General features: G+C 58.3%; 8 protein-coding genes and 1 pseudogene. 4 read left to right on the top strand and 5 right to left on the bottom strand.

The genetic code is table 11. The features are described from left to right. Positions 1-352 (top strand): annotated as a pseudogene (locus tag E1297_RS30960) (long-chain fatty acid--CoA ligase); the annotation flags it as partial. Positions 353-752: 400 nt separating this feature from the next. On the opposite strand, the gene E1297_RS30955 reads toward E1297_RS30960, so the two are convergent. The 5 genes from E1297_RS30955 to E1297_RS30935 all read right to left on the bottom strand — a co-directional run bounded on the left by E1297_RS30955 (position 753) and on the right by E1297_RS30935 (position 7,340). Continuing rightward, entirely contained in the window at positions 753-2,534 is a 1,782-nt protein-coding gene (locus E1297_RS30955) for an alkyl sulfatase dimerization domain-containing protein (RefSeq protein ID WP_155144848.1), read from the bottom strand. 19 nt (positions 2,535-2,553) lie between these two features. Then, entirely contained in the window at positions 2,554-4,215 is a 1,662-nt protein-coding gene (locus tag E1297_RS30950) for an aldehyde dehydrogenase family protein (RefSeq protein WP_209016096.1), read from the bottom strand. Then, positions 4,208-5,824, bottom strand: a complete 1,617-nt coding sequence (locus E1297_RS30945) for a GMC family oxidoreductase (RefSeq protein WP_155144847.1) — start codon at positions 5,822-5,824, stop codon at positions 4,208-4,210. Before E1297_RS30945 ends, E1297_RS30950 begins: the two co-directional genes overlap by 8 nt. A 33-nt stretch (positions 5,825-5,857) precedes the next feature. Further along, positions 5,858-7,015 (bottom strand): outer membrane protein transport protein, encoded by a 1,158-nt coding sequence (locus E1297_RS30940; RefSeq protein WP_155144846.1) that lies wholly within the window; start codon positions 7,013-7,015, stop codon positions 5,858-5,860. A 103-nt stretch (positions 7,016-7,118) separates the two neighbouring features. Continuing rightward, the gene (locus E1297_RS30935) at positions 7,119-7,340 is read right to left on the bottom strand and encodes a hypothetical protein (protein ID WP_155144845.1); all 222 of its coding nucleotides are present in this window, start codon (positions 7,338-7,340) and stop codon (positions 7,119-7,121) included. Between the two features lie 463 nt (positions 7,341-7,803). On the opposite strand from E1297_RS30935, the gene E1297_RS30930 reads away from it, so the two are divergent. The 3 genes from E1297_RS30930 to E1297_RS30920 all read left to right on the top strand — a co-directional run bounded on the left by E1297_RS30930 (position 7,804) and on the right by E1297_RS30920 (position 12,219). Further along, a complete protein-coding gene (locus tag E1297_RS30930) occupies positions 7,804-9,306 on the top strand; it encodes a class I adenylate-forming enzyme family protein (RefSeq protein ID WP_155144844.1) in 1,503 nt (500 codons plus the stop codon). A 104-nt stretch (positions 9,307-9,410) separates the two neighbouring features. Further along, positions 9,411-10,139 carry an IclR family transcriptional regulator gene (locus E1297_RS30925; RefSeq protein ID WP_155144843.1) on the top strand — a complete coding sequence of 243 codons (729 nt, stop codon included), beginning with the start codon at positions 9,411-9,413 and terminating at the stop codon, positions 10,137-10,139. Between the two features lie 19 nt (positions 10,140-10,158). Beyond that, positions 10,159-12,219, top strand: a complete 2,061-nt coding sequence (locus E1297_RS30920) for a 3-hydroxyacyl-CoA dehydrogenase NAD-binding domain-containing protein (protein WP_155144842.1) — start codon at positions 10,159-10,161, stop codon at positions 12,217-12,219.

The raw sequence follows: 12,219 nt of genomic DNA, 5'->3' as shown, positions 1-12,219 counted from the left end.
GGTCGACCGCATCAAGGACCTGATCCTGTGTTCAGGCTATAACGTCTATCCGCGTGTGATCGAGGAAGCAATCTATCAGCATGCAGCAGTCGCCGAGACCATCGTGATTGCGGTTCCCGACGACTATCGCGGCCAGGCACCAAAAGCCTTCATGAAGCTGAAAGACGGTCACAGCCTGACGGGAGAGGAACTGAAGAAGTTTCTGAAAGAACACCTGTCACCCATTGAAATGCCACGTGATTTCGAGTTCCGGGACGAGCTGCCGAAAACCATGGTTGGCAAACTCTCCAAGAAGGAGCTGGTCGAGGAAGAAGCCGCCAAACGCGCAGCAACCCTGGCAAAAAGCGCCTAGCGCATTGTCAGCCGAACTGGCCACCTGAAAATGGCCCAGAGACCGGACGGCCCGGTCTTTGGGCAACACTGCAAAAGACAAAAAGGGCAAACATCAGTGCCTTACCGCACAGGCCAAGCATTTGCCGTTTCAAATGCAGACTTCTGCCAGTTAGCAACCTCTATTCACAAAATGAGTGAAGGAACAACGGAACGCCTTTCGAATCGGCTTCCGTCTTGAAAAATCTCTTTATTATTTTAATTTAAAATATTGTTTATATTGAATATTCTTCAAAAACTATAAACTCAATACCATGTCCGATGACCGTTGACGACCATCCCGGAGACCTCTGATATCGGAACGGCGCTCCATTCATAAGATCACCGGCCGGAATGGCGCATGATACCGGCCGGTTCCTTGCTCAAACGGGTGGATTGAAATGGCCCAGGAAAGCATTGAGATCGCTGATGCTGCCTTCGACCTCCATATCGCCGCTCAGCAACAGCTTTGCCGGATTGAGCCGTCCGACAGCCATGCCCGCGAATGTATCCGTCGTCGTCACCAAAGTGCCGATACGATCGTCGGCCAACCCGTCTTCGACAAACGAGATGCCACGGCGAATACGGACCGTCAGCGGGCGGTCATCGGTAAAGCCGAAGCCATAAGCAACTTCCTGGTCCAGCAACTCCTCCGATTTGACGTTTACGGTCAGCGCGGACAGGAAATTGCGGATCGGAATGCCGTAGATCACCTCGTCAGGGGTATTGGCGACCACCGCACCAGGGATCTGGAACCCTTCGGCTTCCGCCGCACTGGTGAGGAAATAGTTCCGGCCCGACGAGGAGGTTTCCTGAGCCGCCAAGGCGCGCAAAGCTTCCACTTTCAGCGCGACAGCGTTTTCATCCTGAAGACGCTCGAGCTGAGAGGCGAGCTTGAGTGCCCAGGAGGGCTCTCCCGTGTCGAGCGCCTTGCGCGCCGCAGCGACCATGCCTTCGGTACCGCCTGCCATGTCCGCCATCAATTCGGCTTCCCGTTGCCTGGGAACCGGCAGGAGATCCACCGGATCGCCCGAGAACCAGCCAAGCGTTCCGGAGAAGATCGACCGGGCAGACCATTCAACGCGCCCGTAAAACTCCTGCAAGTAGGGTGCATTGGCCAAATGCGGCGGCAGCTTGATCCGTTCGGCGATGTCGTCAGGGGTCAGCCCCTCGTTGATCATGCGGATTGTTGCATCATAGACATACTGGATCGCATCCCGGTAATTGCGGAGCTGCTCTTCAATGACCTCCGCACCGTAGACGGGCGCCGAATGATGGGGAACCATGACTTCGGCGTCGTAGCGCCGCATCTTGTCGATGGACTCGGCCCAAAGCCTCGGATCACGATAAGGCGTACCGCGAATGGTATAGAGGTTGGGAAAGGCGTGGTAATAGTTGTCGGCCGGAAGCAGGACCTTGCGTTCCGGCAAATAGATCATCAACTGGTCGGAGGTCTCGCCCGGCGCATGTTCGATGACCACCGTCTCGCCCGCTATGTTCACCTCGAGATACTCGCCGATGATGTCGGTGGGCGCGACGAAGAAGATCCCGTCCTGATCGTCATTCAACAGGCGCGGCCCGATGCCGTTGTTCGAGAAGACATCGTCCGGAAGATAATTGCCGAACATGCGCATGGCACGCTGGGCGGTAATGGGCGCCAGAACGTTGATGACTTCGTGAACGCGGTCTTCCGTTGTCACCTGGGCCCAGATTCTCGGGGCCGTTTCCTGGCTTTCGACGAACACACCGGCCCCGAACACATGGTCTGCATGGTTATGGGTGTAGATGATGTCGGTGATGTCTTTTCCGGTCCGCGCACGCAGGTCATTCACCCAGGGCAACAAACCTTCCGCCGCACGGATGGACTCCAGCGTATCGACCATGATCAGCCCGTCCGGGGCCTCGATCATCACGACATTCGCCAAGCCGTAGCCAATCGCCACATAAACCCCGGGAGCAGGCTCCTCTACCCGCTTTTCAAAGATCTTTGTGTGCTCGGCAACGTCAGGGCGTGCCGTTACATCGGCAACTTGCGCAAAGGCCTTGCTCTTGCGCTCAAACCCGCCGCCGCCGGATTTCAGCCAGGCGTATCCACCCGCACCCAGTCCGGCGCCGGTCAGGACAACACCACTCGCGAACCCCGCAAGAAAGTATCTTCTATTCATTATGTGACTTCCTCCCTCGTCACGCCCGCATGCTTGCGGTTAGTATTTTTATGAGTTCCAGCGGTGACTTCGCCGCTTCGAACTTCGTCACCGCGCGTCCCGCCTTGAGTGCTTGCCTGTGGGTCACGAACCAGGGCGGCATCGGTCTTTGACGGAACGGTGCCCAGAGCACCGTGCGCTCCGCCGCATCGAACATCATGGCATTGTGCACTTTACCGATCCCGCTCTCGGCATTGTCGAGGCTGTGGCCGGGAAAGGCTCCCCAGGCCGCCCCCGGCATCGCAAAGGCCGCACCTGCCCATGTGTTGATCGCGATGGTTCCATAGCGCAGCTGGCCAATCAGTTGTTCGAACCTTTCCTCCCCGATCTCCATGACCGATTTTGGATGCACAATGATGTTGGCACCAAGCGTTCCATAGAGACTGTCATTGGCATAATTTATGGCGGTTTCAAGGAAAGCTTCGGGCGATGGTGCGGGCAGCCGCGTTGCTGTCAACACCGGGCCGAAGACTTCGGTCCGCTCGAATGGCTCCGCGGTTCCCGGCTGAAACGTCACGACCGCACGCAAGCCGGTATCCTGATCGCCAGCACCAACTCCGAATGCGGCCGCACGGCTTGCAGCCCCCGGATAGTAGGCCGGCCGTTCCGGGGCTGCTTTCATTTGCTGTTCGACAGCCTTTAGAAGAGCCTCGGATGTGTCCCAGCCATCCGGCAGGATCAACACCTGACAGGCGACACAGACATGACCCGAATTTTGGAGTTTTTGCGTGGCGATATGCGCGGCATGATAGGCGATATCGCTCTTGCTCCAGGGGCCCGGCACCACGATCGTGGGCCCGACACCGCCAAGTTCGCTTTCGATAGGCCGGGGATTCCTTGGCGTACCCGCAGCCTTGTTGCGCGCGGCCTCTTCGCCTGCCCCCCAGACAATCAGGTCATGCACGGCCTGACTGCCGGTAATGAACAGGGTTTCGACGTCCGGGTGCGTGCACAAGTATTCCCCGACCTCCGCGCCTCCGGCCACAATGGCGAGCACATTGCGATCAATCAGCGGGCGCAGTGCGGCTTCGAGATAGGGCTTCAGATAGGCATTCACCGGATTGAGCTTCAGCAGCACAACCTCGTTTTCAAAAAACAGCTTGTGCAGGCAATCCAGCGGCGCGATGGAAGACACATTGCCCGCCCCCAGAACGACGCAAAGCCGGGGCGCCGGCGGATTGCGGAACGCCCCGGCCACATGACCGGCCAGAGTGTCCCGCGTGACATGCGGCTCCATCCAGACATCCATCCGGGTTCCGGGCAGGATCAGTTTGTCCATGAACTTTTCCGGAAACACCTGCGCGGCAACCTGGCCATTGGGCAACTCGCGGAGGCGTATCCCCTCCATCGCCCGGCCGGTCGCAGCCTTGCGCACTCTGGAGCCCAGCTTCCTGGCATAGGAAATCAGAACATATGGCCCCGTTAGCCATTCTTCACCGGCAAGCGGAGACCACGAGGGGATGCGTTTGCCGCGTGCACTGGCTTCCGCCCACCCTTCGGCAATTGCCGCCGTTGCCGCACTGATTTCGAAGAGCAACCGGGACCGCTCGTCCCAGGATGTCGCAGCCCAATCGGCCTTTGCCGCTTGAAGCCGCGAAATCACCGCATCCATCTGTTCGCTCGGGAAGCCCGGATTATCCAACAGCGTTCTCCTTGATAATCATGTCAGCCGCCTTTTCCGCGATCATCATGGTCGGCGCGTTGGTATTGCCGCCGATCAAACGCGGCATGACCGATGCATCGACGACACGAAGGCCCTTGACGCCATGGACCCGGAGCCGGGAATCCACGACAGCCATCGGGTCCTTGCCCATCTTGCAGGTTCCGACGGGGTGATAAATTGTATCGGCATATTGGCGGATATAGGCTGCCCAGTCGGCATCGGTCTCGACGTCCCTGGAATACATTTCCTCGCCGCGATAAGGATCAAACACGTTGCTCGCCAGAACTTGCCGGGCCAGCCGGGCGCCCTTGATCATCAACTCCATGTCCCGCTCGTCGGTCAGATACCCCATGTCGATCCCGGGCGCGCTCAGAGGATCACCATCCAGCAGGAAAACTTCTCCGGCCGAATGCGGTCTCAGCGCGCAGACATGCAGTGAATAGCCATAGCCCAAATGCGGTGTGCGGCCGTGATTGTCCAGAATGCCGATAGTGAAATGCATCTGCAGATCAGGGCGTTCCAGACCGGGCTCCGATTTGACAAATGCCCCGGCTTCGGCCAGCGGCGATGTCAAAAGCCCGGTTCCGTTGCAGATGAAGGGTTTGACCGCCTTGGCCATGTTCCAGAGGCCGCTTGCGCCAAGCCCGACAAGGCTCCTGTCGGGGGAGCGGAAGTTCAGGACAACATCCAGATGGTCCTGAAGGTTCTGCCCGACCCCGGGCAGATCAGTCTTGACCGGAATGCCGTGGCGTTCGAGCTCGTGCCCGGGCCCGATCCCGGAAAGCATCAGGATCTGAGGCGACTGAAGTGCACCGGCGCTGACTATAATCTCCCTTGCCGCCTCGACTTGCCGGGGTTTTCCGTTCTGCAGGAAACGGACGCGGGCCGCGCGCCCCTCTTCGATATCGATGCCGGTAACACGTGCTTTCGTGAGCACCGACAAGTTGGCACGATCTATGACCGGCACAAGATAGGCGGCAGCAGCAGAGCACCTCTCGCCCCTGCGGTCGCCGGAATGGTGATGGGTCACCTGATAGAGACCGGCCCCTTCCTGGACCGGACCGTTAAAGTCGTCATTTGCCGGGATTTGCAATTCCGTTGCCGCCCTGACGAAGGCCTTGCTGATCGGATGCGGCGCGTTTTGATTGGCAACCTGCAAAGGTCCATCGCCGCCATGCAATGCATCGCTGCCCCGCTGGTTGTTCTCGGATTTCTTGAAATAGGGCGCGACATCCGCCCAGGACCAGCCGCTGCAGCCGAGATCTGCCCAGTCGTCATAATCGTTTTGATGGCCCCGCACATAAAGCGAGGCGTTGATCGCGCTGGAACCACCGAGGCATTTGCCCCGGGGCTGATATCCTTCGCGTCCGTTCAGTCCGGGCTGAGGGGTTGTCTGGAACTGCCAGTTGTTGTGTCCGATCAATCCGGGAACGGTCGCCGCGATGCCGAGCTGGGCGCGCACGGTAATGTCTGACCCGGTTCCCCCTGCTTCCAGCAGGCAGACACGTGTCCGGCCATCGTCCGTCAGCCGGCGTGCAAGAACACAACCGGCCGACCCTCCTCCTACGATGACATAATCAAATAGCATGATGCCTGCCTTGAGCCATTCACTCCCAGCTAACTACCAATTGAACCCGACATCGAGGCCGAAACTCACAGCACCGCTGTCGGTGAAACTCCCGTTCGTGACGGTGGTCGCATCATCCAGCCAGCTATAGGCCCCGCCGGCTGCGATATGAAGCTTGTCGGTTGCCTGATAGCGAACGCCCACACCCCAGCTCTTGCGATCCTCATAAGGCGAGAAACTCCCTGTCGGGCTTTCGTCTCCAACCTGCCATTGGAAGCTGGTCGACAGAAACAGGTCTTCGGTAAAATTCCGTCCAATGCCGATCGTGTACAAACTCACGTCAGGAAAGTCGGTAAAAGCGGTTCCCGCAATATCAATATTGGCGTTCGACCACTGGGAATAGCGATAGCTGCCAAAAAGAAGCGTTTCGGGCATGACACCGACCTGAAAGGCCAGTTGGATCTGATGCGGTGACCTGAAGGTGGCATCATAAGACCCCCCCGTATCATCGCTGGACAGGGTGGTATCGTTTTTGACTGCGGAGGTGTATGTCAAAGCGACCCGCATCGCGATTTCCTTGCGCTCATAGGCAATCCCCGCGAGATATCCGAGCGCAAAGTCATTTTCATCGGCATCTAAAGTGTCGTAAATTCCGATCTGATTGATCTCGTTCCCTGCGAAATAGTCCTGGAGGTACCCAGACAAGGTGCCGCGAAATCGCTGAATACGCGGCCCGCCGTAGATACTAAAACGGTCATTGAACTTGTAGCGCGCAAAAAAGGTCAGGGCATCCGATTGCACGTCAATGCTGGCGCCGGACAAGACCAAGTCAAATGGAGCAAGAACCGTCCCTACGGGCGTTACCAAAGGCACCTGCACTGCCATGTTGTCGGAGTAAGCGACGTTAATACCGTGTGGCTGCCCGAAATCGACCGCAAAGGACCATTTGTCCGTGATGTCCATTTTGAAGGCGGCACCAAAACGGTTGTAGCTTTTGAAAATGTCGCCTGCATATACATCCCCCAAGGCGCCCGCGTCGACCGTCCCGGAGGTAAACGGGTTAACTGTCGCGTAGCGGAACTCGAAGTAGCGTCCGTCTTTGAAAAGAAAGGTCGGCGGGATCGAAATCCGGTCCAGGCCATTGGCCTGTGCTGTACCGGCTCCCGACAGGACGGCTACAGAAGCAAAAACTGCTGCAAGTGTATTCCTCATTAATCACTCCCCCCTCGGGACCGGATTTCGGCTTCACTGCGAATATCCGTTCCCAGATTGGTCATTGCTGATTGACTGCTCCCGCCGGCATCTGTCCCGGCAATCAAGGGCATGCCATTTCAAGCCGCCTTGCATGGGCTTCCAGCAAACGGGCAAACGCTGCCACGTCCTGGTAAACCGGGTCTCCCGTTCCGGTTTTCCTGCTGTCGTGCCGGGCTCCTAATTCCTCCACCAGCCCGGCACACACCCAATACAATTGCTGCTTGTTGATACTTGCAACAATCACCAATAGCTGCAAGCGTATTTCCAAGTTCAGCATCAGCATAAACGCAAGCTCTCACACTCCTTCTGCGAGCGTTTCGCTGTCCTTCTGAAAGTTTCTGCCAGAATCGGAATTATATGTCAATTTGCGGTTTATAATTCCGCAATGCGGAACAATTTTCGCCTTATTTGTTTTATTTCCCGCCGGCTTCCGCGATTTTTACCGTGCCAAAATCTGCATGTGGCTCTGCTCGATTCGCCTTTGTTTCCGGCTCATTCTCCAGAACTTGAATGCGACAGCCCGACTTCCAGGGTCCGCGTTGACCACCCGCCAACGCAACCGGCGGACATAACCGGCCAGAACACGCTCAAGTCTAGGTTGCAGCACGCCCGGGAGATTCGGACAGGTCCGTAAAACATGATGAAAAAACGATATGTTTTATAATGCGGAACACCATCCCGCAAATTGACATGCGTTTTTTGATCTGGCAGGAATTGGACAAGGAAACAGAAACGCGGAGGGAGGAATGCGGCGACTTCACGAACTCGTTGACACGAGACCGGGTGATGCACTTGCGATCGTTGACATCGACGGAACCCGTTTGACCTATTCCGACATGCAGCAAGCCGGAGCCGGTATTGCCGGCATGCTCAGCGCACATGGCGTACGGGCCGGTGACCGGGTCATTCTGCTCGCAGAAAACTGCGCGGTCTATGTCGCCGCCATTCTGGCACTGAGCAGGCTGAGCGCCTGGATTGTTCCGCTGAATGCGAGAGCATCCGCGCAGGAAGTCGATCATGTGATCGCCCACTCCGGCGCGCGCTGCGTCCTTGCAACCACGGCTGCCTCTCCGGCGGCGCTTGCCCATGTAAAGCGCCTCGGCGCAACATCCATCGGCAAGACCGTTGCCGGAGAAGCCGTCGTATCGCCAGTTGTCGAGGTGGAAGTCGAGCCGGTTACAGACAGCGCTGATCAGGTCGCGGCATTGCTCTACACCTCCGGGACAAGCGGAGCCCCGAAAGGGGTGATGCTGACCCACGAGAATTTGCTGGCTTCCGCCACCTCCGGCGTCAAGGCACGCGGGATCAGGCCGACGGATCAAATGCTGCTGGTGTTGCCAGGAACCCATGTTTATGCCTTTTCCGGTGCCTTTTTGGGAATGTTCACCGCTGGCGGCAGCATTCGTTTCCTGCCGCGTTTCGACCCTGCTCTGGTGCTCCAGGCGTTTCAGCAAGACGTCACACTGTTTCCCGCAGTCCCTCAAATGTATGCATTGATCCTGAAGCATTGCCGCGAGCACGGAATTCAGGAGATGAAAACAGGCTTGCGTTATATGTCTTCAGGCGGATCGCCGCTTGATCCGGGCTGGAAGAAGATGATCGAGCACATTTTCAAGCTGCCCATGCACAATGGCTACGGACTGACGGAGGCTTCTCCCGGTGTTGCTGCAACACGGATGGAAAATCCGCCGAAGGACGAGTGCGTCGGCCCGCCGATGCCCGGCATCGAAGTCAAGTTGCGCAACCGGAACGATGAAAACATCGGCGAATTGCTGGTGCGCGGCAAGAACATCATGAAGGGCTACTACAAAAACCCCGGGGCCACTGCCGAGGCGATGACCGAAGACGGGTTCCTGTGCACCGGTGACCTTGCCAGGATCGAGGAAGACGGCTCGATCTACATCGTCGGGCGTTGCAAGGAGCTTATCATTCATTCAGGCTTCAACGTTTATCCGCCCGAAGTCGAAGCCGCGCTGAATGCCCATCCTGCCGTTGTGCAGGCCGCCGTTGTCGGACGGGAAAGGGACGGCAATGAAGATGTTCTCGCCTTTGTCACTCTAAGGACCCAGGCAACCTCAGACGACCTCAAGGCGTTCCTGAGCGAAAAACTGGTTGGCTACAAGGTGCCGCATCACATCGTCATTGTTTCGGAACTGCCGCAGGCAGCGACCGGAAAAATCCTCAAGAACAAGCTGGCCGAAACCTTTGCCGGCGAACTCAAGACACTGGACGGGATCCAGTTTGCATAACGGCGAAAGTCATCGCGGGAAACGGACGCGAAGCGCTTCGCTTTCCCGGTTTCGCCCAATTATACGATGTCGATTTCAGTTGATCAGACATCGCAGGAGTAAAAATGACAGAAAAACCCGACAGAGATCGCCGGTTTGCCTCCACCCTCGCGAAAGGCTTGCGGATCATGCAAGTCTTCAAGCCGAGCGATCAGTCGCTTGGGAACAGGGAATTGGCACGCCGCACCGGCATGCCGCCTTCGACCGTGTCGCGATTGACGTTCACGCTGGCATCCCTCGGGTTTCTTGAGCAGCTGCATCCATCCGAGACCTACCGTCTGGGACCGTCCGTGATGGCACTCGGGTATACGGCCAGGGCCGGTCTTTCCTTCCTGCCCATGGCTGAAATCACCATGCAGCAACTGGCCGATGATACCGGTGTTCTGGTCGCCCTGACCATGCGTGACCAGAACGCGGTGATGTTTACCAGATGCTGGCGGCCGCGGCATGCGCCGTCAATCTGGCTCAGCGAGGGGCACAGGATTCCTTTTGAAGGCACGGCCCCGGGACGGGCGATTGTCGCGGCCCGCAACGGCAATGGGGACCTGACCGACGCCCAGAAAGCGGATCGTGACCGATTGGAAGCCGTCGGTTTCCTGTCCGCATTCGGCGCATGGAACCCGGAAGTGAACGGCTGCGCGGTCCCGTTTCAAAGCGATGCCGGGACCGAGCCCTTCGCCTTCATTTGCGGTGCCATGGCCGAAGTGCTGAACGAGAAACGGATTGAAGAAGAAGTCGGGCCAATGCTGCGCGACCGCGTGCAAACACTCAGGCAAAGCCTAGGCTATCAATAAGGACAAAGTGGGGAGAAACATGACCGAAGTCGCCGTGCGAAGAGAGGCAGATATTGCGCTGATCTGCCTGAACAACCCTCCAGTCAATGCGGCCAGTTTCGCACTCCGCAAAGGCTTGTCGGATGCTGTCGGGGAGCTGGGGGCGGACAGCACGGTCAAGGCCATCGCGCTTTATGCGGCGGGGCGTACTTTTGTCTCCGGTGCCGATATCAAGGAATTCGGCAAGCCGCTGCAATATCCGATCCTGCCGGAGGTCTGTAGCACCCTGGAAAAGTGCCCCAAGCCGATTGTCTGTGTGTTGCATGGCAACGCCCTTGGCGGCGGGCTGGAGATCGCGCTGGCGTGCCATGCCCGTGTCGGCATCACGGGTGTGAAACTCGGTCTTCCCGAAGTCAATCTGGGTCTTCTGCCAGGCGCGGGCGGAACCCAGCGGCTTCCGCGTCTGGTCGACGGACACACAGCCCTGACCATGATCACAACCGGCAAGCCGGTGTCCGCCGAGGCAGCCCTCGACGCGGGGCTTCTGGATGATGTGCGTGAGGGCGCGCCGGAAGAAATCGCCCTCGCCTGCGCCAGGGACGTGGCTGCCGGAACACTTGCAACGAAGGTGACCGCAGAGCAGGCCAACAGGCTCACGCAAGAGACCATCGGCCAGTTCCGGACCAAGGCCCGCAGCGAGGTGGCAGAGCGCGCGATCAAGGCCGCGGAAGCCGCCGGCCTGCCGCTGGAAGAAGGTCTCAAGATCGAACGCGCCCTGTTCAAGGAAGCTATGGCCAGCGATGTTCACAAGGGCATGAAACATGCCTTTTTCGCTGAACGGGCGGTTGCAAAGATCCCCGAAGCCGATGCACAGCCACGGGAGCTGAAGTCCGCAGGCGTCATAGGTGGTGGTACGATGGGATCGGGCATCGCGACGGCGATGCTGCTTGCCAAAATGCCGGTTGTTCTGATTGAAATGCAAGAAGAGCGCGTTGAGTTTGCAAAGCAAACCATCGCAAAGAACCTGGACGGAGCGGTCAAGCGCGGGAAACTGAGCGAGGCCGGGCGCGACGGGCTTTTGGCCATGGTGACCTGCACCACCGACATGCAGGCACTCGCCGGGGTGGACATCGTGGTTGAAGCCGTGTTCGAAAGCATGGCGGTCAAGCTCGACGTCTTTGGCGAGCTCGACAAGATCTGCAAGCCCGGCGCGATCCTGGCCACCAACACGTCCTACCTGAATGTCGATGAAATCGCGCAGGCCACCGGCCGTCCGGAGGACGTGATCGGCCTGCACTTCTTCTCTCCGGCCCATGTCATGCGGTTGTTGGAAGTGGTTGTCGGCAAGGACACCGCCCCGGAAATCGTCGCGACAAGCTTCCGGCTCGCCAAGCGCCTGCGCAAGATTGCGGTCCGCTCTGAAGTCTGCGACGGCTTTATCGGCAACCGGATCCTCGCCCATTACCGCAAGTCGGCCAACTACATGCAACTGGATGGTGCACCGTTTGAGCAGATCGACAGCGCGCTGGAAAAATTCGGTTTTGCCATGGGCCCCTTTGCCGTTGGCGATCTGGCCGGTCTGGACATCGGATGGGCCACCCGCAAGCGTCAGGCAGAGTTCCGCCCGCCCGAGGAGCGCTATGTCGAAGTCGGCGACCGGGTGTGCGAACAGGGATGGTTCGGCCGCAAGACCGGCATGGGCTTTTATGTCTATGACGGCAAGGACCGGACGGTGAACCCTGCGGTTCACGAATTTGCGGAAAATGAGCGCGAGGCCAAGGGAATTGCGGCTCAGGAATTTGACGATCAGGAAATCGTGGACCGTTACATGGCGGCGATGGTCGTTGAATCGGCCCGTGTGGTCGAGGAAAAAATCGCTCTGCGCCCGATCGATGTCGATGCCGTCTTTCTGTTCGGCTACGGCTTCCCGCGCCACTGGGGCGGCCCGCTGCAATATGCCGACATGACCGGTCTGGATGTTCTGGTTGAGCGTATCGAAAATTACTCAAAAGAAGACCCGTTCTACTGGCAGGTGCCCGGTCTCCTGCGTGAACTGGCCGAAACCGGAAAGACTTTCAACGATCTGAACAAGGGCGCCTGA

Source organism: Roseibium sp. RKSG952 (assembly GCF_009711355.1).
Note: the sequence above shows the minus strand (reverse complement) of the source record. Positions and strands in the feature narration are given on the sequence as shown.